The 23,176-nt window shown below is 73.6% G+C and carries 14 protein-coding genes and 1 other RNA gene; 13 read left to right on the top strand and 2 right to left on the bottom strand.

The window, feature by feature from the left end; genetic code table 11:
• The first annotated feature begins 51 nt into the window (after window positions 1–51).
• From J2S46_RS15850 to J2S46_RS15840, 3 genes are all read left to right on the top strand, one after another.
• Entirely contained in the window at window positions 52–5,001 is a 4,950-nt protein-coding gene (locus tag J2S46_RS15850) for an NAD-glutamate dehydrogenase (RefSeq protein ID WP_191290124.1), read from the top strand.
• A 251-nt stretch (window positions 5,002–5,252) separates the two neighbouring features.
• On the top strand, window positions 5,253–5,891 hold the full coding sequence (locus J2S46_RS15845; protein WP_191290123.1) for an RNA polymerase sigma factor: 639 nt from the start codon (window positions 5,253–5,255) through the stop codon (window positions 5,889–5,891).
• Window positions 5,888–7,003, top strand: a complete 1,116-nt coding sequence (locus J2S46_RS15840) for a CU044_5270 family protein (protein ID WP_191290122.1) — start codon at window positions 5,888–5,890, stop codon at window positions 7,001–7,003. Before J2S46_RS15845 ends, J2S46_RS15840 begins: the two co-directional genes overlap by 4 nt.
• Window positions 7,004–7,113: 110 nt before the next feature.
• Here J2S46_RS15840 and J2S46_RS15835 read toward each other — a convergent pair whose 3' ends face one another.
• Window positions 7,114–10,035, bottom strand: coding sequence for an FHA domain-containing protein (locus tag J2S46_RS15835; protein ID WP_191290121.1), 2,922 nt, complete (start codon window positions 10,033–10,035; stop codon window positions 7,114–7,116).
• Window positions 10,036–10,568: 533 nt separating this feature from the next.
• Here J2S46_RS15835 and J2S46_RS15830 point away from each other — a divergent pair.
• From J2S46_RS15830 to prfB, 3 genes are all read left to right on the top strand, one after another.
• A complete protein-coding gene (locus tag J2S46_RS15830; protein WP_191290120.1) occupies window positions 10,569–12,572 on the top strand; it encodes a serine/threonine-protein kinase in 2,004 nt (667 codons plus the stop codon).
• 364 nt (window positions 12,573–12,936) lie between these two features.
• A complete protein-coding gene (locus J2S46_RS15825; RefSeq protein WP_191290119.1) occupies window positions 12,937–14,241 on the top strand; it encodes a serine/threonine-protein kinase in 1,305 nt (434 codons plus the stop codon).
• A 16-nt stretch (window positions 14,242–14,257) separates the two neighbouring features.
• Complete coding sequence (gene prfB / locus J2S46_RS15820; protein ID WP_191290118.1) at window positions 14,258–15,367, top strand: peptide chain release factor 2; 1,110 nt, start codon at window positions 14,258–14,260, stop codon at window positions 15,365–15,367.
• Window positions 15,368–15,544: 177 nt separating this feature from the next.
• Here prfB and J2S46_RS15815 read toward each other — a convergent pair whose 3' ends face one another.
• Window positions 15,545–15,739 (bottom strand): hypothetical protein, encoded by a 195-nt coding sequence (locus J2S46_RS15815; protein WP_073923012.1) that lies wholly within the window; start codon window positions 15,737–15,739, stop codon window positions 15,545–15,547.
• Window positions 15,740–16,155: 416 nt separating this feature from the next.
• On the opposite strand from J2S46_RS15815, the gene ftsE reads away from it, so the two are divergent.
• From ftsE to J2S46_RS15780, 7 genes are all read left to right on the top strand, one after another.
• Window positions 16,156–16,845 (top strand): cell division ATP-binding protein FtsE, encoded by a 690-nt coding sequence (gene ftsE / locus J2S46_RS15810; protein ID WP_073923013.1) that lies wholly within the window; start codon window positions 16,156–16,158, stop codon window positions 16,843–16,845.
• A 58-nt stretch (window positions 16,846–16,903) separates the two neighbouring features.
• Window positions 16,904–17,812: a permease-like cell division protein FtsX gene (ftsX, locus tag J2S46_RS15805; protein ID WP_191290117.1), complete on the top strand. Its 909-nt coding sequence runs from the start codon at window positions 16,904–16,906 to the stop codon at window positions 17,810–17,812.
• A 133-nt stretch (window positions 17,813–17,945) separates the two neighbouring features.
• Entirely contained in the window at window positions 17,946–19,094 is a 1,149-nt protein-coding gene (locus J2S46_RS15800; RefSeq protein ID WP_191290116.1) for a S41 family peptidase, read from the top strand.
• A gap of 115 nt (window positions 19,095–19,209) precedes the next feature.
• Complete coding sequence (smpB, locus tag J2S46_RS15795; RefSeq protein WP_073923016.1) at window positions 19,210–19,686, top strand: SsrA-binding protein SmpB; 477 nt, start codon at window positions 19,210–19,212, stop codon at window positions 19,684–19,686.
• A 159-nt stretch (window positions 19,687–19,845) separates the two neighbouring features.
• Window positions 19,846–20,225: a transfer-messenger RNA gene (gene ssrA / locus J2S46_RS15790) on the top strand.
• 196 nt (window positions 20,226–20,421) lie between these two features.
• Entirely contained in the window at window positions 20,422–21,798 is a 1,377-nt protein-coding gene (locus J2S46_RS15785) for a nitrate/nitrite transporter (RefSeq protein ID WP_191290115.1), read from the top strand.
• A gap of 135 nt (window positions 21,799–21,933) precedes the next feature.
• Window positions 21,934–23,148: a uroporphyrinogen-III synthase gene (locus J2S46_RS15780; RefSeq protein ID WP_191290114.1), complete on the top strand. Its 1,215-nt coding sequence runs from the start codon at window positions 21,934–21,936 to the stop codon at window positions 23,146–23,148.
• Window positions 23,149–23,176 lie beyond the last annotated feature (28 nt).

The raw sequence follows: 23,176 nt of genomic DNA, 5'->3' as shown, positions 1-23,176 counted from the left end.
ACCCACACACCACCGAGTCACGCAACGGCGCGCGACAGGAGCCAAACAGCCATGCAGACCAAGCTGGACGCAGCCAAGGCCGAACTGCTCACCAAGGCAGCAGCAGCCGCTGAGAACAGCCAGGTGGGGGGAGCGGCGCCAGGGGAGGGTCTGAGCAACGGTGCTCTGACCGCGTACCTGCACCACTACTACCTCCACACCGCCCCCGAGGACCTGATCAGCCGGGACCCGGTCGACGTGTACGGGGCCGCCGCCTCGCACTACCGCCTCGGGCTCAAGCGGCCCCAGGGGACCGCCGAGGTCCGGGTGCACACCCCGAGCGTCGAGGAGAACGGCTGGTCCTGCGGCCACACGGTGGTCGAGGTCGTCACCGACGACATGTCCTTCCTGGTCGACTCGGTCACCAACGAGCTGTCCCGCCAGGACCGCGCGATCCACATCGTGATCCACCCCCAGCTGGTCGTCCGCCGTGACATCACCGGCAAGCTGCTGGAGATCCTGGACATCGACGCCTGCTCGCGCAGCCAGGCCGCCGGCGCCGAATGGCCCGCCGACGCCGTGGTCGAGTCCTGGATGCACATCGAGATCGACCGCGAGACGGACCGCGAGGACCTCCGCGCCATCGAGTCCGACCTGCGCCGCGTCCTCGGTGACGTCCGCGAGGTCGTCGAGGACTGGTCGAAGATGCGCGAGTCCGCGCTGCGACTGGCCGACGAACTCGCCGAGCAGCCCCCGGCCCACCTGCCCGAGCAGGAGGTCGGCGAGGCCTGGGAGCTGATGCGCTGGCTCGCCGACGACCACTTCACCTTCCTCGGCTACCGCGAGTACGACCTGGTCGAGCACGAGGGCGAGGAGGTGCTGCGCGCCGTCGCCGGCACCGGCCTCGGCATCCTGCGCTCCGACCCGCTCAGCCACGACACCGACCACCACCCGGTCAGCGAGGCCTTCGGCCGGCTCTCCGCGCCGGTGCGCGCCAAGGCGCACGAGAAGAAGCTGCTGGTCCTCACCAAGGCCAACAGCCGGGCGACCGTGCACCGCCCCGCCTACCTCGACTACGTCGGCGTGAAGCGCTTCGACGCCAACGGCGAGGTGATCGGCGAGCGCCGCTTCCTCGGCCTGTTCTCCGCCGCCGCGTACACCGAGTCGGTCTCCCGCATCCCGGTGGTGCGCCGCAAGGTGCAGGACGTGCTGAACGCCTCCGGCTTCTCCAGCGACAGCCACGACGGCCGCGACCTGCTGCAGATCCTGGAGACCTTCCCCCGGGACGAGATCTTCCAGACCCCCGCCGAGGAACTGCTCCAGATCGCCACCAGCGTGCTCTACCTCCAGGAGCGCCGCCGGCTGCGGCTGTTCCTGCGCCAGGACGAGTACGGGCGCTACTTCTCCGCGCTGGTCTACCTGCCGCGTGACCGCTACACCACCCGCATCAGGCTGCGCCTGATGGACATCCTGATGCAGGAGCTGAACGGCGCCGCGATCGACTACACGGTGTACGCCACCGAGTCGGTGCTGACCCGCCTGCACTTCGTCGTCCGGGTCACCCCCGGCAGCGAGCTGCCGTACCTGTCGGACGCCGAGGTCGAGCGGATCGAGGGCAAGCTCGCCGAGGCCGCCCGGTTCTGGATGGACGGCTTCAACGACCAGCTGCACGTCGAGCTGGGCGAGGAGCGGGCCGCGGACCTGTCCCGCCGGTACGCCAACGCCTTCCCCGACGGCTACCGCGCCGACTTCACCGCCCGCACCGCCGTCGCCGACCTCAAGCAGATCGAGTCGCTGGCCGGCGAGGGCGACTTCCGCCTGAACCTGTACCAGCCGGTGGGCGCGGGCGACGACGAGCGCCGCTTCAAGATCTACCGGGTCGGCGGCCCGATCTCGCTGACCGAGGTCCTGCCCGTCCTGCAGCGGCTCGGCGTCGAGGTGCTCGACGAGCACCCGTACGCGCTGACCCGCTCGGACCACAGCACCGCCTGGGTGTACGACTTCGGCCTGCGGCTGCGCGAGGGCACCGAGCTGACCGACGAGGCCCGCGAGCGCGTCCAGGAGGCCTTCGCGGCCACCTGGACCGGCCAGGCCGAGAACGACGGCTTCAACGGCCTGGTCCTGACCGCCGGGCTGACCTGGCGCCAGGCGATGATGCTGCGCGCCTACGCCAAGTACCTGCGCCAGGCGGGCAGCACGTTCTCCCAGGACTACATGGAGGACGCGCTCCGCAACAACGCCCACACCACCCGCCTGCTGGTCAACCTCTTCGAGGCCCGCCTGAGCCCCAGCCACCAGCTGGGCGCGCTGGAGCTGACCGAGGGCATCGTCGAGGAGCTCTCCGGCGCCCTCGACGAGGTCGTCTCGCTGGACGAGGACCGCATCCTGCGCTCCTTCCTGCACCTCATCCAGGCGACCCTGCGGACCAACTTCTTCCAGCACTCCTCCGAGACCGGCGACTGGCACCGCTACGTCTCGATGAAGTTCGATCCCAAGGCCATCCCGGACCTGCCGGCCCCGCGCCCCGCGTTCGAGATCTGGGTCTACTCCCCGCAGGTCGAGGGCGTGCACCTGCGCTTCGGCAAGGTAGCCCGCGGCGGGCTGCGCTGGTCCGACCGGCGCGAGGACTTCCGCACCGAGATCCTCGGCCTGGTCAAGGCCCAGATGGTGAAGAACACCGTCATCGTCCCGGTCGGCGCCAAGGGCGGCTTCGTCGCCAAGCAGCTGCCCGACCCGTCGGTGGACCGCGACGCCTGGCTGGCCGAGGGCATCGCCTCGTACAAGACCTTCATCTCGGCGCTGCTCGACATCACCGACAACCTGAAGGCCGGCGAGGTCGTCCACCCGCAGGACGTGGTCCGCCACGACGAGGACGACACCTACCTGGTGGTCGCCGCCGACAAGGGCACCGCGACCTTCTCCGACATCGCCAACGGCGTCGCCGAGTCCTACGGCTTCTGGCTGGGCGACGCGTTCGCCTCCGGCGGCTCGGCCGGCTACGACCACAAGGGCATGGGCATCACCGCCCGCGGCGCCTGGGAGTCCGTCAAGCGCAACTTCCGCGAGCTGGGCCACGACACCCAGAGCGAGGACTTCACCGTCGTCGGCATCGGCGACATGTCCGGTGACGTGTTCGGCAACGGCATGCTGCTCAGCGAGCACATCCGCCTGGTCGCCGCCTTCGACCACCGGCACATCTTCCTCGACCCGAACCCGGACGCCGCCGTCTCGTACGCCGAGCGCCGCCGGCTCTTCGACCTGCCCCGCAGCTCCTGGGACGACTACGACAAGTCGCTGATCTCCACCGGCGGCGGCGTCTTCCCGCGGAGCGCCAAGTCCATCCAGCTCAGCTCCCAGGTGCGGGCCGTGCTCGGCATCGAGCAGGCCCGGCTCACCCCGGCCGAGCTGATGAAGGCCATCCTGCAGTCGCCCGTCGACCTGTTCTGGAACGGCGGCATCGGCACCTACGTCAAGGCCTCCACCGAGACCAACGCCGAGGTCGGCGACAAGGCCAACGACGCGATCCGGGTCAACGGCAGCGACGTGCGGGCCCGGGTGGTCGGCGAGGGCGGCAACCTCGGTTGCACCCAGCTCGGCCGCATCGAGTACGCGGCGAGCGGCGGCCCCGAGGCCACCGGCGGCTGGATCAACACCGACGCCATCGACAACTCGGCCGGCGTCGACACCTCGGACCACGAGGTCAACATCAAGATCCTGCTCAACCAGGTCGTCGCCGACGGCGACATGACGGTCAAGCAGCGCAACAAGCTGCTCGCCGAGATGACCGACGAGGTCGGCCACCTGGTGCTGCGCAACAACTACGCGCAGAACGTGGTGCTGGCCAACGCCGTCGCGCAGGCCGTCAGCATGGTCAACGTCCACTCCCGGATGATCAACCGGCTGGAGGCCGACGGGCAGCTCGACCGGGCCCTGGAGTTCCTGCCCGCCGAGCGCCAGATCCGTGAGCGCCAGCAGAACGGCCGCGGGCTCTCCCAGCCCGAGCTGTCCGTCCTGCTCGCCTACACCAAGATCACCCTGGCCGACGAGCTGCTCGCCACCGAGCTGCCCGACGACCCGTACTTCCGCACCGCCCTCCAGGAGTACTTCCCCAGCGCCCTGCGGGCCCGCTTCGGCGAGGCGATCGACGCCCACGCCCTGCGCCGGGAGATCATCACCACCCTGATCGTCAACGACACGATCAACCGCGGCGGCTGCACCTTCGCGTTCCGCCTCCGCGAGGAGACCGGCGCGACGTACGAGGAGATCGCCCGGACCCACACCGCGGCCCGCGCCGTCTTCGGCCTGGAGGAGATCTGGGCCGAGATCGAGGGCCTGGACACCAAGGTCTCCGCCCGGGCGCAGACCCGGATGCGCCTGCACTCGCGCCGCCTGGTCGAGCGCGCCACCCGGTGGATGCTCAACAACCGCCGCCAGCCGCTGGACATCGCCGGCACCATCGAGTTCTTCCACGACCGCGTGAACCAGGTCTGGGGCTCGCTCCCCAAGCCGCTGCGCGGCGAGGACCTCGTCTGGTTCGAGCACGTCTACAACGAGCTGGCCGAGGCCGGCGTCCCGGAGGGCCTGGCCACCCGGATCGCGGGCCTGTCCTCGACCTTCCCGACCCTCGACATCACCGAGGTCGCGGACCGCTCCGGCAAGGACGTCGCCGAGGTCGCCGACCTCTACTACGACCTCGCCGACCGCCTGCAGATCACCCACCTGCTGGACCGCATCATCGAGCTCCCGCGGGTCGACCGCTGGTCCTCGATGGCCCGCGCGGCCATCCGCGAGGACCTCTTCGCGGCCCACGCGGCGCTCACGGCCGACATCCTGGCCTGCGGCGGCGAGGGCGCCACCCCCGAGGAGCGCTACACCGCCTGGGCCGAGCTGAACGCCACCCTGCTCAACCGCGCCAAGAGCACCCTCGACGACATAAGGGGTTCGGACAACTACGAGCTGTCCAGCCTCTCGGTCGCGATGCGGGTGATCCGCACGCTGCTGCGCACCGGTTCGATGCGCTGAGGCGGACGGTGTGAGGCCCGACGACGGGCCTGACGGGTGAGGGCGGGACCGCACTGCGGTCCCGCCCTCACCCGTTGTGCGCGTCCGGCCGGCCCCTCCCGCCGCGGTCCGCCCCGGCCGGATCCGCCACCATGTCCCGGGGCGGGCGATCGCGGGGCGGCCCGGAACCGCCGTCGCCGCGGCGCCCGCCGGGGCCGTCGGTGTGGCCCGGATCACACGGAACCCGCTCGCCGGGGCGGACAGGTAGGGGTGTGGAACTGTCACTACGGTCCCGGCTGCGAGCCGGGGACCAGAGCGCGCTGGGGGAACTGTTCGACGAACAGGCACGGGACCTGTACCGGTACGCGGTGCGGGCGTCGGGGGACTGGGCGACGGCCGAGGACGTCGTCTCCCTGACCTTCCTGGAGGCCTGGCGACTGCGCGGGAAACTGCGCGAGGAGGGGGAGAGCGTACGGCCGTGGCTGTTCGGGATCGCGGCGAACGTGCTGCGCAACACCGCGCGGGCGGCCCGGCGCCATCAGGCGGCGCTGGCCCGGATGCCGGCCCGGGAGGTGGTGCCCGACTTCGCGGACGAGCTGGTGGGCCGGCTCGACGACAGCGCGGAACTGGCGGCGGCGCACCGGGCGCTGGCCAGGCTGCGGCGCGGGGAGCGGGAGGTGTTCACCCTCTGCGTCTGGGCCGGGCTCGACTACGCGGGGGCGGCGCAGGCGCTGGGGGTTCCGGTGGGGACGGTGCGCTCCCGGCTTTCGAGGGCGCGGACCCGGCTGCGGAAGCTCGCGCAGGAGGAGTTGGCCCGGGCCCGGATCGGGACGGAACCCGGTGACGGCAGCGGACAGGTACAGGGTGGCCGCAGGGAAGCGGCCCGGTCGATGCGGGAGAAGAGCCGATGAACGCCAAGCGCGACACCGACGAGCGCGCGGAGCTGAGCAGCCTGCTGCCGGCCCCGGCGCGACCGGAACTCACCGCGGACCGTCACCAGCTGTTGAGGGGACACCTGATGAACGAGATCACCGAGGCCGCGCGTCCGGCCAGGGCCGCGCGCGGCTACCGCAAGCTCGGCTGGATCGCGATGCCGGCGATGGTCGGCGGGCTGGCGCTGGCGCTGGTGCTGGGCACCGGCGGCAACGGCGCCACCCCGGGGCCGGCGCAGGCTGGCACGACGCGGTCGGCCGCGCCGCAGCCGGACGGCGCGGGGCAGTCCGGCGGCGCGAAGGCGCCGATCCTGAACGCCGTGCCGGCGAGCGCCGTCGAGCTGCTCGGCCAGGCGGCCCAGGCCGCCGCGAAGAAGCCGGCCGACCAGGTGAAGGACGGCCAGTTCGTCTACGTCAAGACCTTGGTCTCCGGTGTCGAGTACAGCGGCCCGGACGGCTCGGTGGCGACCGTGCGCCCGCTGCACCCCCGGGAGATCTGGCTCTCGGTGGACGGCGGCAAGCCGGGGCTGCTGGTGGAGCAGGGGCACCCGGCCTCGGGCAAGGACGGCAAGCCGGGCCGGCCGGACGGCGGGACGGAGCTGCCGCCGGTCGCGCACCCGAGCCTCGACGCGCCGACGTACCGCTTCCTGGAGAAGCTGCCCACCGACGCCGACGCCCTGCTGCAGCAGATCCGCGCGGCGAACGGGCCCGGGAAGAGCCCGGAGCACGCCGACAGCCTGGCCTTCAAGATGATCGGCGAGCTGCTGATGGAGCAGATCACCCCGCCGGCCGTCCGGGCGGCGCTGTACCAGGCCGCCGCGAGGATCCCGGGGGTGACGCTGACCCCCGACGCGGCGGACGCGGCGGGCCGGCACGGGGTGGCGGTCGGATTCGCGGTGGGCGACAGCCGGATCGAGTGGATCGTCGACCCCGGCGGCTACGAGCTGCTCGGGGTGCGGCAGGTGCTGCTGAAGGACGGCCCGCTCGGCAGGAAGGGCGACGTGGTGGCGCCGAGCTCGGTGGAGGTGCGTGCCGTCGTCGACAAGGCCGGGGACGTGCCCGGCAAGCCGGGGGACCAGGGCCGGAGCTGACCGGGTGAGGGCGGGGCGGACGCGGCCGGAGGGGGGCCGCGCCCGCCCCGTCGTCGTGTCCGGCCGGGCCCTGTCCGGCGGGCCGCCCGGCCGGCCCCCGCCGGGTGCGGTCAGCGGCCGGCGGCCCGTTGCAGCGCGCTGGCCAGCAGGGCCAGGTCGGTCGGGCCGTTGCCCAGCTCCCGGACGGGCCGGCGGGCCGGCGGGGCGCCGAGCTGCGCCGGGTCTATCGCGACCACGGTGGGCCGCAGGGTGGCCGTCCGGGGGATGCGGCCGCTGATCCGGGCGGTCTGGAAGGCAGACACCCCGCCGTCCGGCAGCCGCAGGTAGCCCCGGCCGGGGGTGTCCTCGTCGAGCGCGGCGGCGTCGCCGAGGTGGATCAGCAGGTCGGAGTCGGACGGGTACTCGGTGCGCAGGGCGATCCGCAGCAGGGCGGCCTCGTCCACCTCGGTGCCCGCCGTCTCCTCGGGCTGCCCGGTGGTGACCACCAGGTGGATGCCGAGCGGGCCGCCGCGCCGGGCCACGGCGGCGAAGGCCCGGGCCAGCGGGCGGCCGGCGGGGGAGGTGGGGGCGAGCAGCGCGTCGTAGTCGTCGACCGCGACGATCAGCCGGGCGGGCGGTTCGGCGGCCCCGCCGGCGGGGGGCCGGGCCGAGCCGCTGCGCGGGCGGCCGACCTTGGCGCCGGGCTCGCCGCCGGCCGGGAAGGCCGCCCCGGCGGCGCCGACGGCGGCCGAGCTCAGGGCGGCGCTGCTCAGGGCTGGTACGGGGGTGCTCCGGTCGCCGTCCTCGTCCGGGCCGGCGTCCAGGGCGCGGGCGCCCAGGCCGTGTCCGTCCAGGATGCGGGCGGCGTGCCAGGAGGCGAAGTCGAGCCCGTCGAAGAGCTGCTCCCGCCGGGTCAGCTCGTCGAGCAGGGCCTCGGCGGTCAGCAGCGCCTGCCGGGGGTCGGCGGCCGCGTTCACATGGGCGGTGACGTGCGGCAGCTCGGTGCAGCCGCGCAGGCCGGACTGGTCGTCGCCGTCGGCCGGGGCGCGGCCCTCGATCACCGTCACGGTGAGCCGGTCGGGGCGTTCGGAGACCGCCAGCGAGGCGATCAGGGAGCGCAGCAGCTCCGTCTTGCCCGCGCCCTTGGCGCCGCCGGCGAGCAGGTGCGGGCCGCCCGGGTCGGGGGAGGGCAGGGTCAGTTCGGGGTCGGCGAGGTCGACGGCGCAGAGCTCGTCGCGGGTGGTGCCGATCAGCGCGGTCGCGGTGGCGATGCCGGTGGGCAGTGCCTGCCAGCGGGCGGAGAGCTTGGCGGGGGTGACGCTGTCGAGCTGGAGCAGGTCCAGCAGGCGCAGGGACTCGGGGAGCGGGCCGCGGGTGGCGGGGGTGGCCTCGCGCAGCGGGGCCAGGAGCCGGGCGAGGCGCTCCGCCCACGGGTCGGAGACGGCGTCCAGCGAGACGTCCTGGACGCTCTCGCGGCCGCCGGCCACCGGCCGGTCGAGGGTCAGGTGGGTGCCGACCTCGCCGGTGATCACCGCGGTGGCGCCCAGGCCGGCGGGCAGCAGCTCGGGCCGCTCGGCCAGGCAGACCGGGAACACACCGACCGCCGGGCCCTGCCGCAGCAGCAGCTCCAGGGCCTGCCGGGCGGGCTCGGTGCCGGGCACGCCGTCGACCAGGACGACGGTGGCGGGCAGTCCGGCGCCGCTGTCGGGGGCGGAGAGCCGGGTGGTCAGCTCGGTCAGGCGGGCGGTGGCCTGCTCGTCGTCGAGGCCCAGCAGCAGCCGGCAGTCCTGCCCGTGCTGGGGGCGCAGGTGCGGCAGCCAGAGGGCCCAGGCCCAGGTGTCGGCGCGGTCCTGCGGCGGGCGGGCGGCGTCGGAGTCGACCACCACCAGGCTGAGGCCGGTCGGCGGGTGCAGGGCGGCGAGCTGGGCGACCACGGCCCTGGTGAGTGCGTCGAGGCGGGCGCGCGGGCCGGCCAGGCCGAGACTGCCGGCCGTCTGCAGGTCGAGGGTGACGGGGACGGCGGGCAGCAGGGTGCCGGGCGCGGTGCCGGGGCCGCCCGGCCGGTCGCCGGTGCCCAGGCGCAGCGTGAGCGCGTCGGGGTGGGAGGGGCCGCGCTCCCAGAGCCGGGGGCCCGGGCCGAGCGCGTTGAGCAGCAGGGTGGCGAGGTCGGGCCAGCGTTCGCGCTGGTTGGCGGCCTGCCGGGTGCGGGCGGCGCTGTGCTGCTGGGCCGCGCTGTCGCGGCCGGCGTCGGCGGGGGCGGAGCCGCGGCCGAGGCGGCGGGAGAGCAGGGCGCGGGCCCGGCCGGCGGCGGGCGCCTCGGGGGCCGCGGGCGGCTCGGGGGCCGGCTGCGCGGGTTTGGCGGCGAGCGGCGCGGAGAGCTGGAGGTGGCCGAGGCCGTCCGGGAGCGCGGACCGGGCGGGTGGCCCGGCACCCTCGGGGGCGTCCGCCCCGGCGGCGCTGACCTGCAGGGTGGACTCGCCGAGCCGCAGCAGGCCGGGCTCGCCGAGCGGGACGGCCTCCTCCGGGCTGATGAAGCGGCCGTCCAGGGTGGTGCCGTTGGTGGAGGCCAGGTCGCGGACGGTGACCGTGCCGTCGCTCTCCAGGTGCAGGGCGAGGTGCAGCCGGGAGACGTCCGGGTCGTCGAGCGGGACGTCGGCCTCGCTGGAGCGGCCCACCGTGATCTCGCGGCCGTGCAGCCGGTGGACGCCGCCGGCGTCCGGGCCGCCGGTGACCCGCAGCTCGGCGGCGGCCGGGTCGGGGGTGTCGTCGTCGGTGGCGGACGGGTCGGGTTCGCCGAGGCTGAGGACGGCGCCGTCGAGCAGCGGGGGGTGGCCGATCAGGGCGTGCTCGTCCACCCGGCGCGCGCCGGCGTACAGATGCACGTGGGTGGCGGCGCGCGGGCCGCGTACGCCCACGGCGCCCGCGAGAGCGCCCGCGACGGCGCCGAGCGCCGTGCCGACGGGGGCGGTGACCAGCACGTCCACGGAGGGAATGGCGGACCCGGCGACTGCCGGGCCGCTGCGCGGTCGGAGGACGGTCAGCCGGATCTGCATCTCGCCCGCGGTCCCTTCTGCTGGTACTGACGCCTGGTGCCGAATGCGGGCCGCCGTCCGCCCGGCGGGCCGCCGGAGGTCTGCTGCCTGCGTGCTGTCGTGCTGACCCCTGCCCGGTGCCGTCGTGCCCGGCCCGGGCGGCGGGCCGGGCCTGGTGGCGCCGCCGCCGTCGGTACGGGCGGCCGCGCCGGCCTTTGGGCCACAAGAGTGGTCAGCTCATCCTGCCATCCATCACCGACAGTCCGCGCACGGTACCGGATTTGACGATCTTGCGATCATCGCCATGGTGGAGGCGACGGGCAGTCAGGTCAACCGCCGGGGCGCCGGGGGCGTCCTCACCGGTGGAGGCGCCCGTCGGCGGGCCCCGCGGGACGGCCCCTACGGGATGTCCCCGAGGCCCCGCGTGGCGGGCGGTCCGGACACATCGGAAACACGATCGGACACCGTTAGAGTGGCCGGAACACGGGCCCGGCAGGCTCACCGCACCGGCGGGGAGCGTCCCGCGGCGAGCGGCGCGGCGAGGAGTGCGACAGGTGCGGCCAGTCGGCAGCAAGTATCTGCTTGAGGAGACCCTCGGACGGGGGGCCACCGGAACCGTGTGGCGTGCCCGGGTGCGCGAGGACGCCGTGGTGCCCGGCAGCGAGCCGGGCCAGCTGGTCGCGATCAAGGTGCTCCGGGAGGAGCTGGCGGCCGACCCGGACGTCGTGATGCGCTTCCTGCGGGAGCGGTCCGTCCTGGTGCGGCTCAGCCACCCCAACATCGTCCGGGTCCGCGACCTGGTGGTGGAGGGCGAGCTGCTGGCCCTGGTGATGGACCTGGTCGAGGGCCCGGACCTGTTCCACTACCTGCGCGGCAACGGGCCCTTCAGCCCGATCGCCGGCGCGCTCCTGATGGCCCAGATCGCCGACGCGCTGGCGGCCAGCCACGCCGACGGCGTGGTGCACCGCGACCTCAAGCCCGCCAACGTCCTGCTGGCCACCGTCCGGGTCGACGGCGTCGAGCAGATGCACCCGATGCTGACCGACTTCGGCATCGCCCGGCTCGCGGACTCCCCGGGGATCACCCGGACCCACGAGTTCGTCGGCACCCCCGCGTACGTCGCGCCCGAGTCCGCCGGCGGCCGGCCGCAGACCTCCGCGGTGGACGTCTACGGCGCCGGGATCATGCTGTTCGAGCTGGTCACCGGCCGTCCGCCGTTCCAGGGCGACGGCCCGCTGGCCATCCTGCAGGCGCACCTCGCGCAGGAGCCGCAGCGCCCCTCGACCATGCCCGAGCCGCTCTGGACGGTGATCGAGCGCTGCCTGCGCAAGGACCCGTCGCAGCGGCCGAGCGCCACCTCGCTGGCCCGCGCGCTGCGGGTGGTCGCGGCCGGGATCGGCGTGCACGCCTCCCCGGCGGCGGTGGACGAGGCCCTCGCGGTCGGCGCCCTGCTGCTGCCGGACCCGCAGCCCGCCCCGGTGGCCGGCGAGGACGTCACGGTGCCCGGCCTGCCGGGCGCCCCCGCTGCCCCGTTCCTGCCGCCGCCGGTGCCGGCCGGGTCGGCCGACGCCACCCAGGTGCTGCCGGCCGGGGCGTTCGGCGCCGCCGGTGACGGCGGTTCGGCGGCCACCCAGGTGCTGCCGCCCGCCGGCGGGTACGGGTCGGCCGACCGGACCCGGATGATGCCGCCGCTGGAGCCCCCGGCCCCGCCGGCCGGGCCGCCCGCGCCCGGCCAGGGGTCGGAGAGCCCGCACCCCTGGCAGACCCAGCTGCGCGCCGCCCGCGACCGCAACCAGCAGACCGAGATCGGCTACCTGGACCCGGAGGAGCTGCAGGCGCCCCAGGTGGCGCCGCAGCCCTACCAGGCCGGCCGGCAGCAGCCCCCCGGCGGCCAGTACGGCCCCCCGCCCGGTCAGGGGCAGCAGCAGGGCTACCGGCAGGACCCGCGGCAGGGCGGCGGCCAGGGTGGTGGGCAGGAGCGCCGGCAGGGCGGCTACGCCCAGCGTCCGCCGGTGGCGCCCCCGCCGTACCAGGCGTACCAGCCGGGCCGCCCGCCGCAGGGCGGTCAGCAGCAGTACCAGCAGCCGCAGCAGTACCAGCAGCCTCCGTACCAGCAGCCGCAGGGCCCCCAGCAGGGCCGGCCGCAGGGGTACGGCCGCCAGGACGGCGGCCGGCAGCAGTCCCCGGCGCCGCAGGGCGGCGGCTACCAGGCCGCGCCGCAGGGCGGCCAGGGCGCGCACCCGCCGGCCCCGCCCGCGGTGCCGCGCCGGTCCGAGCCGCCGGCCCCGCAGCGCCGGGAGCAGCCGCCGGCCCGCCGCGAGCCCCCGGTCCGCGAGCCCGCGCCCGAGCGGGAGCCGCGCCGGCGCAGCCGCAACCGGATGTACATCCCGGGCCTCGGCTGTCTCAAGGGCTGCCTGATGGTGCTGGTGGTGCTCGCCCTGGGTGCGGCGGCGCTGTGGAACTTCACCCCGCTGCCCGAGTACTGGGCGAACGTCCAGACCTGGTTCGGCGACGCCAGCGACTGGGTCACCACCACCTGGAAGTCGTTCGGCGGCTGACCCGGGCGCGCGCCCGGGCCCGCGGCCGCCCGCCCGGGCCCGCGGCCGCCGTCCGGTCCCGTCCGGCGCCGCCCGGTCCCGTCCGGCACCTGCCGGTGGCGGACGGGAGGAGCGCCGGGAGGAGCGGCCCGGGTCGGCCGCGGGAGCACGACAGGAGCGGTTCGTGGACCGTCCGGCCCGGAGCCGGCACGGCCCGGCATTGCCGACATGTCGACACTTCACGATATTTCCCGCCAAGTACCGCCTGCCGGAACGCCCGCGGCGTCCCCCGGCGGCGGTCCGGACGCGTAGGTTGGTCGCTGACGCACCGACCTACCGAGCGCACAGCGTCCCTCCGTGCGCTCCCGCCGCCCACGGAGCAGCATTGGCACGCAAGATCGGCAGCCGGTACACCGTCCACCAGGTGATCGGCCGGGGCTCGGCCGGGACGGTCTGGCTCGGCGAAGGCCCGGACGGCCCGGTGGCGGTCAAGCTGCTGCGCGAGGACCTGGCCTCCGACCAGGTGCTCGTCGGCCGCTTCGTCCAGGAACGCGCCGCCCTCACCGGCCTCGACCACCCCCGGGTGGTCGGCGTGCGCGACATGGTCGTGGACGGCGACGACCTGGCCCTGGTGATGGAACTCGTCCAGGGCACCGACCTGCGCTCCCGGCTGGAGCGCGACGGCGTGCTGCCGCCGCAGGCCGCCGTCTCGGTGATCGCCGACGTCGCCGACGGCCTGGCCGCCGCCCACGCCGCCGGGATCGTCCACCGGGACGTCAAGCCGGAGAACGTCCTGCTCGACCTGGCGGCCCCGCCCGGCCCCGGCGGCGCCCCGCGCGCCAAGCTCACCGACTTCGGCATCGCCCGGCTGGTCGACGCCCCGCGCCGGACCAGGGCGACCCGGATCATCGGCACCCCGGACTACCTGGCCCCGGAGATCATCGAGGGCCTGGAGCCGCGCGCCGCCGTCGACATCTACGCCCTGGCGACCGTGCTGTACGAGCTGCTGGCCGGCTTCACGCCGTTCGGTGGCGGGCACACCGGCGCGGTGCTGCGCCGGCACGTGACCGAGAGCGTGCCGCCCGTCCCCGGCCTGCCGGACGGCCTGTGGCGGATCATCGCCGAGTGCCTGGCCAAGGCCCCCGCCTCCCGGCTGCGTGCCGCCGAGCTGGCGGACCGGCTCCGCGAGCAGCTGCCCGCGCTGGCCGGACTGCCCGGCATCGTGGTGCCCGCCCAGGGCCGTGCGCCGGTCGAGGAGGCGCTGACGCCCGCCGAGGCGGTGTACGCCGAGGTGGACGCCGGCACCGGCACCCACAAGCGCCGGCGCGGCCCGGCCGTCCCGCTGGTGCCCGGCCCGTCCCCCGACTCCACCCGGGACACCCACACCAGCCTGCGCCGGCCGTCCCCGCAGGAGCTCGCCTCGTACGCCGCCGAGTCGCGGGCCCAGCGCACCGCGGCCGTCCCCGCCGGGCACCGCAAGGGCCGCCGCGCGCTGGTGCGCCGGCGCCGGCTGCTGGCCGTGCTGCTGGCCGTGGTCCTGCTGCTGGCCGGCGCCGCGGCGGCCTGGACGGCCTTCGCCGCCGAGCCCCCGGCGGGGCCCGGCGCGGCCCCGGGCTCGGGGGCCGGGACGCACGCCGGGGTGCGGCCGGGAGGCCCGCAGCCCCCGGTGTCGTCGAACGCCCCCCGCTAACCATTAGGCTGGTGGCGTGGCAGCCGTCGATCCTTCCGAAGAAATCAAGTCCCTCGAAACGACCATGGGGTCCATCGAGGCCGTCCTCGACCTGGAGAAGATCCGGGCCGACATCGCGCGTCTGGAGGAGGAGGCAGCCGCCCCGAACCTGTGGGACGACCTGGCCAACGCGCAGAAGATCACCAGCCGGCTCTCCTTCCTCCAGGGCGAACTGCGCCGGGTGGGGAACCTGCACAGCCGGGTCGACGACCTCGCGGTGCTGTTCGAGCTGGCCGAGGCCGAGAACGACGCGGACACCCGCGCCGAGGCCGAGGCGGAGCTCGCCTCGGTCAAGAAGGCCGTCGAGGAGCTGGAGGTCCGCACCCTCCTGTCCGGCGAGTACGACGCCCGTGAGGCCCTGATCAACATCCGGGCCGAGGCCGGTGGCGTGGACGCCGCCGACTTCGCCGAGCAGCTGATGCGGATGTACCTGCGCTGGGCCGAGCGGCACGGTTACCCGACCGAGGTCTACGACACCTCGTACGCGGAGGAGGCCGGCATCAAGTCCGCGACCTTCACCGTGAAGGCGCCGTACGCCTACGGCACCCTCTCGGTCGAGCAGGGCACCCACCGCCTGGTGCGCATCTCGCCGTTCGACAACCAGGGCCGCCGCCAGACCTCCTTCGCGGGCGTCGAGGTGCTGCCGGTCGTCGAGACGAGCGACCACGTGGAGATCGACGAGACCGAGCTGCGGGTGGACGTGTACCGCGCGTCCGGCCCCGGCGGCCAGGGCGTCAACACCACCGACTCGGCGGTGCGCATCACCCACCTGCCGACCGGCACCGTGGTCTCCTGCCAGAACGAGCGCTCGCAGATCCAGAACAAGGCCTCGGCGATGAACGTCCTCCAGGCCAAGCTGCTGGAGCTGCGCCGCAAGGAGGAGCGGGCCGCGATGGACGCCCTCAAGGACAGCGGCAGCTCCTGGGGCAACCAGATGCGCTCGTACGTGCTGCACCCGTACCAGATGGTCAAGGACGTCCGGACCGAGTTCGAGGTCGGCAACCCGCAGGCCGTCCTGGACGGGGACATCGACGGCTTCATCGAGGCCGGCATCCGTTGGCGCAAGCAGCGGGAGACGGCGGAGTAGTCGTCCGGCCGCGGATCCGGTCCGCGTAACGACGGGAGGGCCCCGACGGCGATGCCGTCGGGGCCCTCCCGTCGTTACGGTGTCAGGTCCGCTGCCGGGTTGCCCGCCCGGGCCGCTCCGCCCGGCCCTTTCGGGCCGGATGCCCCGGTCCTTCGGGCCGATCCGCTCCGGGACCGGTCAGGCCAGGGCCTGCCGGGCGATGAACGCCACCGCGAGCAGGCCCGCGATCAGGGCGAGCAGCATCGCGGGGGAGAGCGCGGCCAGCGGCCCCTGCTGCTCCTGCAGTCGGGCCCGGTTGGCGCGGCAGACCGGGCAGCGGCCGTCGCTCACGCGGCCGTTGCAGTTGGCGCACACCAGATGGTCGCAGGTCATGCGATCTCCTCCTCGCTGCTACAGCCAACGCGCCGGACGGGGCTTTGGTTCCTTATCGTGCCCTGTACGGGGTAGCGGCCAACCGCGGCCGCTGCCTCCACTCTGCCAGGTTCCCGGCGGGAAGGCCCCCGGGCTGTGAGATCGCTCGCAATTTTCGGGGTATAGCCGGACATTCTCCACCAATTCTCCGGCTGTGTCCCGGGCTGCCCTGCGGGCCCGCGGGCGCTTCGCGTATGGTCCCAAGCCGAGGGAGTGGCGTACCGCACTCCCGCCGCCCGCCCCGGGCCGGACGCCGGGGGTGGTACCGACCGAGGAACGGCGCCGCAGGGTCGCGTCCTCCGGCCCCGCAGTTCGGGATCCGGGGGCCCGGCAGAGCAGGTCGTCATTCCACCTAGGATGGCCTCCGTGATGCAGCCGTGATCCGATTCGACAACGTCTCCAAGACCTATCCCAAGCAGAACCGTCCCGCCCTGTCGGACGTCTCGCTAGAGATCGAGAAGGGCGAGTTCGTCTTCCTGGTCGGCTCCTCCGGCTCGGGCAAGTCCACCTTCCTGCGCCTGTGCCTGCGCGAGGAGCGGCCGAGCACCGGCGAGGTGCACGTCCTGGGCAAGGACCTCGGCAAGCTGTCCAACTGGAAGGTGCCGCACATGCGCCGCCAGCTGGGCACCGTCTTCCAGGACTTCCGCCTGCTCCCCAACAAGACGGTCGCGCAGAACGTGGCCTTCGCCCTTGAGGTGATCGGCAAGCCCAAGAGCGCCATCAACAAGGTGGTGCCCGAGGTGCTGGACCTGGTCGGCCTCGGCGGCAAGGAGGACCGCATGCCCGGCGAGCTCTCCGGAGGCGAGCAGCAGCGCGTGGCGATCGCCCGGGCCTTCGTCAACCGCCCGATGCTGCTGATCGCGGACGAGCCGACCGGAAACCTCGACCCGCAGAACTCCGTCGGCATTATGAAGCTGCTCGACCGGATCAACCGAACCGGTACGACGGTGCTGATGGCCACGCACGACCAGGCCATCGTCGACCAGATGCGCAAGCGCGTCATCGAGCTCGACAAGGGGCTGCTGGTCCGCGACCAGGCCCGCGGCGTCTACGGGTACCAGCACTGATCCCGTAGGCCGCCGGCCCAAGTTGCCCGACCAGCCTTGACCCTGGAGTTGGAAACGCATGCGCGCCCAGTTCGTCCTGTCGGAGATCGGCGTCGGTCTCCGCCGCAACCTGACGATGACCATCGCCGTCGTCGTCAGCGTCGCGCTCTCGCTCGCCCTCGCCGGAGCCAGCCTCCTCGTCCGTGACCAGGTCAACTCGATGAAGGGTTACTGGTACGACAAGGTCGAGGTGAGCATCTACTTCTGCACCAAGGCCGACGCCGCGCACTCGCCGCAGTGCGTCAACGGCGCCGCCACCGACCAGCAGATCGCCGACGTCAAGACGGCGCTGGACAAGATGCAGGTGGTGCAGACCTCGGCGTTCGAGAACTCCGCCGACGCCTACAAGCACTGGAAGGAGATGAACCCGGACAACCCGCTCATCTCCGTCCTCGGGCCGGAGGCCATCCCGCAGTCCTGGCGGGTGAAGCTGGTCGACCCCACCAAGTACGACGTGATCCAGAGCGCCTTCGCCGGCAAGCCCGGCGTGAAGTCGGTCGAGGACCAGCGCAAGATCCTGGAGAACCTCTTCGGGCTGCTCAACGGCCTGCAGACGGCCGCCTTCGTGATCATGGTGCTGATGCTCTTCGTGGCCCTGCTGCTGATCGTCAACACCGTCCGGGTGTCGGCCTTCAGCAGGCGGCGCGAGACCGGCATCATGCGCCTGGTCGGCGCCTCGAACTTCTACGTCCAGATGCCGTTCATCGCGGAGGCCGCGTTCGCCGCGCTGCTCGGCGCGGCGATGGCCTCCGGCCTGCTGCTCGGCGGGCACTTCTTCGTCCACAGCTGGCTCGCCGACCGGGTGCAGTTCATCCACTTCATCGGGCTCTCCTCGGTGCTGGCGGTGATCCCGCTGCTGGTGGTGGTCGGCATGGGGATGGCCGCCGTCGCCGCCTTCTTCACCCTGCGCAAGTACCTCAAGGTCTGAGACGCGGATCACAGCACCACCCCCGACGACCCCGGACGGCACCGCGCCGCCCGGGGTCGCGGCGTCCCCGGTTGTCCGACCGGGCGGCCGGTTCCGCCCCCGGCCCGCGAAGCTGCGCCTAGACTCCGATGCCATGTCAGAAACTCCGCGCCACCTCAGCGGTACCGTGCTGCGTCATTCGAGCACGCTCAGCCTGGTGCTGGGCGCGGTGCTGCTGGCCGGCGCCGCATCCGGGGCGTGGGGCGACCCGCCCGCCGCCCCGCCGGCGCTCTCGGCCGACGCCGCCCCCGTGCCGGCCCCCGGCCAGGACCCGGCCGGCGCCACGCTCTCGCCGCAGCAGGCCGAGGGCCTGCTCGGCGCCAACGGCGACCGCTGGGGGGCCTACTACAGCGCCCAGGAGTACGCCGACTTCAGCCGGGGCCTGGACGGCCGTTACCTCGGCGTGGGCCTCTCGGTGGGCCGGGGCCAGGACGGCGTGACCGCCGTGTCCCAGGTGCAGGCCGAGGGGCCCGCCGCGGCGGCCGGGATCGCCCCCGGCGACCGGCTGCTGAAGATCGGCCCGGAGCAGGCGGACCACCTGCCGGTCACCGAGGTGGTGGCCCGGCTGCGCGGGCTGGAGGGGGAGCGCCGGGTCGGCTCCAGCGTCACCCTCGCCGTCCAGCACCGGGACGGCGAGGTCCGGGAGGTGGCGCTGCGCCGGGCGCTGCTGGAGAGCCGGCAGGTCGCCGTGGACCGGACCGCCGACGGGGTCGTGCGGATCGCGGTCGGGGCCTTCACCAGCGGCGTGGCCGACCAGGTGCGCGCGGCCGTGCGCGGCGCGCACGCCGGTGTGGTGCTCGACCTGCGCGGCAACTCGGGCGGGCTGGTCGAGGAGGCCGTCGGCACCGCCTCGGTCTTCCTGGACGGCGGCCCGGTCGCCTCCTACCAGGACCGCGCCGAGCGGCGCGAGCTGACCGCCGCGCGCGGCGGCGACACCCGCACGCCGCTGGTGGTGCTGGTGGACGGCGGCACCATGAGCGCCGCCGAACTGCTCACCGGCGCGCTGCAGGACCGCTGCCGCGCCGTCGTGGTGGGCACCCGCACCTTCGGCAAGGGGACCGTGCAGCAGCCCAGCCGGCTCGCCGACGGCTCCGTCCTGGAGCTCACGGTCGGCCGGTACTACACGCCCTCCGGCCGCTCCCCGGAGGGCACCGGGCTGAACCCCGACGTGCCGGCGCCGGACGCCGCGAGCGCGCCCGCACTGGCCCTGCGGGTCCTGGCGGGGCTGGGCCGGCAGGCGTGACGCCCGCGGGCGGGGCGGCCCGCGGGCGGTGCGACCGGCGCCGGGCGGGGTGACTCGCGGGCGGGCGTAAAGGGGCTGCCGGGCGCGGCCGCGGAGTGCGAGAATGATCGGCGCTATGGCAAAGGAAACCGGAAACAAGCTGATCGCGCAGAACAAGAAGGCGCGGCACGAGTACACGATTCTCGACACCTACGAGTGCGGCATGGTGCTCACCGGCACCGAGGTGAAGTCACTGCGGGAGGGCCGGGCGAACCTGGTCGACGGGTACGCCTACATCCAGAACCACGAGGTCTGGGTCGACAACGTCTTCATCCCCGAGTACACCCAGGGGACCTGGACCAACCACTCGGCGCGGCGCAAGCGCAAGCTGCTGCTGCACCGGATGGAGATCCGGAAGATCGAGTCGAAGCTCAGCGACGCGGGCCACACCCTCGTCCCGCTCTCGCTCTACTTCAAGGACGGGCGGGTGAAGATCGAGGTGGCGCTCGCGATCGGCAAGAAGCTGTATGACAAGCGGCAGACCCTGCGGGAGAAGCAGGACACCCGCGAGACGGCCCGCGCGGTGGCGGCGGCCCGCCGGCGCCAGCGCTGAGCCCCGTCCGCCGACCACCGCGGGCCACCCGGCCCTAATGAGCTGGACCGCCGACAGACCGACCGCGTACCATGGCTCCTGCATCACCGGGAGGGCGACCGACCGGGAGCTGCGGAGCAGAAAGCTGCTCGTCGTAGTAGATGTTTGTCAAATAAACATGGGGATGATCGGTTTCGACAGGGGACGTCGAAACAGGAGAAGCGAGCCGAGGAACGCGGCAATGATCTCGTTAACCATCTGTCGCAAAAAAATAATCGCCAACACTAAGCGCGATTCCCAGTTCGCTCTCGCTGCCTAATTAAGCAGCGATAGCGCAAGGGTGTCAGCCCGGGGAGTTCCCGACCCGGATCCTGGCATAATCTAGGGAACTCAACCGTCCACCCGGGCTACGAGGGTGGGCGGGAAATCAAACAGTAGCTGGGCCTGTTGGCGGCTTGTCCGCGTGACTGCCAGGGCCGAGAAAAGCACAGCGGACTGCGCTCGGAGAAGTCCTGAATCCACTCCACTGGACCCGGGTTCGATTCCCGGCATCTCCACCACCCCATGTTGCAGATCCAGCCCGAAAGCCGTTCTCCGCCCAGCGGAGGGCGGCTTTCGTGTGTTCCGGATCCCTCACACCCACCCCGCGGAGCGGGTGAGAGGACGGTTCCGTAGCCGTCACAGGAGACAACGAGGCGGAAACTCCCGCCTCCTAGCGTCAGTTGGGACAGGGAGCCGGCAGGCAAGGGGAGAGCGATGAGCACGAGCACGGCAGGTACGTCGAGAACAGGCGGCCGCTGGATCCAGCAGTGGGATCCGGAGGACGAGGCCTTCTGGGAGAGCACCGGAAAGCGCACCGCCAACCGCAACCTGATCTTCTCGGTCCTTTCCGAACACATCGGCTTCTCGATCTGGAGCCTCTGGTCGGTCATGGTCCTCTTCATGGGCCCCAAGTACCACGTGGACCCGGCCGGAAAGTTCTTCCTGGTGGCGATGCCCACCCTGGTCGGCGCCTTCGTCCGGATCCCGTACACCGTCGCGGTGGCCCGCTTCGGCGGCCGCAACTGGACGGTGGTCTCCGCCCTTCTGCTGCTGCTGCCGACCCTCGCGGCCGCGTACGTGATGCACCCGGGCACCTCCTACACCACCTTCATGCTGGTGGCGGCGCTCACCGGCCTCGGCGGAGGCAACTTCGCCTCCTCGATGACCAACATCAACGCCTTCTTCCCGATGCGCCGCAAGGGCTGGGCCCTGGGTCTCAACGCGGGCGGCGGCAACATCGGCGTCCCGGTGATCCAGCTGATCGCGCTCGCCGTGATCACCTGGGCCGGCGCCACCCACCCCCGGATCGTGCTCGGCATCTACCTGCCGCTGATCATCGTCGCCGCCGCCTGCGCGGCCCTCTTCATGGACAACCTGGCGCCGATGAAGTCCGACACCGGGGCGCTCGCCGCGGTGATCAAGGAGAAGCACACCTGGCTGATGTCCGTGCTGTACATCGGCAGCTTCGGCTCCTTCATCGGCTTCAGCTTCGCCTTCGGCCTCGTCCTGCAGAACCAGTTCGGCCGCACCCCGCTGCAGGCGGCCCAGCTGACCTTCATCGGCCCGCTGCTCGGCTCGCTGATCCGCCCGATCGGCGGAAAGCTGGCCGACCGCTTCGGCGGCTCCCGGATCACCTTCTGGAACTTCGTCGCGATGGCCGCCGCCACCTGCGTGGTCGTCCAGGCCTCGTCCGTGAAGTCCCTGCCGGTCTTCCTGGTCGGCTTCATCGCCCTGTTCGTCTTCGCCGGGCTCGGCAACGGCTCCACCTACAAGATGATCCCCGGCATCTTCGACGCCAAGGCCCAGGACCGGATCGCCGTCCACGGCGACACCCCGGAGCAGGCCGCCGCGTGGTCGCGGCGGATGTCCGGTGCCGCGATCGGCGTCATCGGGGCGGTCGGCGCCCTCGGCGGCCTCCTGATCAACCTGGCCTTCCGCCAGTCCTTCCTCACCGCCAAGAGCGGAACGCCCGCCTTCGTCTCCTTCCTGGCGGCGTACGGGGTGTGCTTCGCCCTCACCTGGGCGGTGTACCTGCGCCGCCCCTCGGCCGCCCCCGCCGAGACCAAGCGCCCCGCCCTCGCCGAAGTCTGACCTGGTCAGGACCGACGCGAACCCGACAACCCGACAGTAGCCCGCGGACGAGGAAACGCTGCGGAAACCACCCGGACCCCGGGGCGACACCGCCCCGGGGGACGATTTCGGTCCACCCGACGAAGGACCTGCACCATGGACGACCAGACGACCGGCCGCGAGCCGGACGCCGAGACCGTGTCGCCGCCGGCAGCCGTACCGCCCCTGGCAGGCTTCACCATCGGCATCACCGCGGCCCGCCGAGCCGACGAACTCGCCGCCCTGCTCCAGCGCAGGGGGGCTGCCGTCGTGCGGGCCCCCGCCCTGCGGATCGTGCCGCTGCCCGACGACGCGGACCTGCTCGCCGCCACCCACACCCTGATCAACGAGCCGCCCGACATCGCGGTCGCGACCACCGGCATCGGCTTCCGCGGCTGGATCGAGGCCGCCGAGGGCTGGGGCCTGTTCGACGAACTCACCGAGTGCCTCGGCAAGGCCTCCCTGCTGGCCCGCGGGCCCAAGGCCAAGGGCGCGATCCGGGCGGCCGGCCTGCGCGAGGAGTGGTCGGCCCGCTCCGAGTCCTCGGTGGAGGTGCTGGAGCGCCTGCTGGAGCAGGGCGTGGAGGGCCGCCGGATCGCCGTCCAGCTGCACGGCGCCCCGCTGCGGGACTTCGTGGACTCGCTGCGGGCCGCCGGCGCCGAGGTGGTCGAGGTGCCCGTCTACCGCTGGCTGCCGCCCGTCGACCTGGCTCCGCTGGACCGGCTGCTGGACGCCTGCTGCGGCGGCGCGCTGGACGCCGTCACCTTCACCAGCGCCCCCGCCGTGCTCGGCCTGCTCGACCGGGCCGAGCAGCGCGGCCTGACCGCCGACCTGCTGCACGCCCTGCGCCGGGACGTGCTGCCGGTCTGCGTGGGCCCGATCACCGCCGTGCCGCTGGAGGAGCTGGACGTCCCCACCGTGTGGCCCGAGCGGATGCGGCTCGGCGCCATGGTGCAGACCCTCACCGCCGAGCTGCCCGAGCGCTCCCGGCAGCTGTCCGTGGCCGGGCACCGGCTGGAGCTGCGCGGGCAGGCCGCGCTGGTCGACGGCGGGCTGAGGCCCGTCTCGCCGGCCGGGATGGCCCTGCTGCGGGCGCTGGCCCGCCGCCCCGGCTGGGTCGTCCCGCGCGCCGAACTGCTGCGGGCGCTGCCCGGCAGCGGCGACGACGAGCACGCGGTGGAGACCGCGATGGCCCGGCTGCGGGCCGCACTGGGGGTGCCCCGGCTGGTCGCGACCGTGGTCAAACGCGGTTACCGGCTGGCCGTCGACCCGGCGCCGGGCCCCGCGCCCGACCCGGAGGGCAAGTACGGGGTGGCCGCCGTACGGGTCTGAACGGCAGGTGGTGCGGCGGTGACCGGTG

The organism is Kitasatospora herbaricolor (assembly GCF_030813695.1).
Lineage (GTDB): Bacteria > Actinomycetota > Actinomycetes > Streptomycetales > Streptomycetaceae > Kitasatospora > Kitasatospora herbaricolor.
The sequence above is the reverse complement of the archived record's forward strand: the minus strand, read 5'-3'. Positions and strand labels throughout refer to the sequence as shown.

Coding starts and splice junctions, on each gene's coding strand:
- J2S46_RS15850 (WP_191290124.1), top strand. CDS start 52: ATGCAGACCAAGCTGGACGCAGCCAAGGCCGAACTGCTCACCAAGGCA.
- J2S46_RS15780 (WP_191290114.1), top strand. CDS start 21,934: ATGGACGACCAGACGACCGGCCGCGAGCCGGACGCCGAGACCGTGTCG.
- J2S46_RS15835 (WP_191290121.1), bottom strand. CDS start 10,035: ATGCAGATCCGGCTGACCGTCCTCCGACCGCGCAGCGGCCCGGCAGTC.
- J2S46_RS15785 (WP_191290115.1), top strand. CDS start 20,422: ATGAGCACGAGCACGGCAGGTACGTCGAGAACAGGCGGCCGCTGGATC.
- J2S46_RS15840 (WP_191290122.1), top strand. CDS start 5,888: ATGAACGCCAAGCGCGACACCGACGAGCGCGCGGAGCTGAGCAGCCTG.
- ftsX (WP_191290117.1), top strand. CDS start 16,904: ATGCGCGCCCAGTTCGTCCTGTCGGAGATCGGCGTCGGTCTCCGCCGC.
- smpB (WP_073923016.1), top strand. CDS start 19,210: ATGGCAAAGGAAACCGGAAACAAGCTGATCGCGCAGAACAAGAAGGCG.
- J2S46_RS15815 (WP_073923012.1), bottom strand. CDS start 15,739: ATGACCTGCGACCATCTGGTGTGCGCCAACTGCAACGGCCGCGTGAGC.
- J2S46_RS15800 (WP_191290116.1), top strand. CDS start 17,946: ATGTCAGAAACTCCGCGCCACCTCAGCGGTACCGTGCTGCGTCATTCG.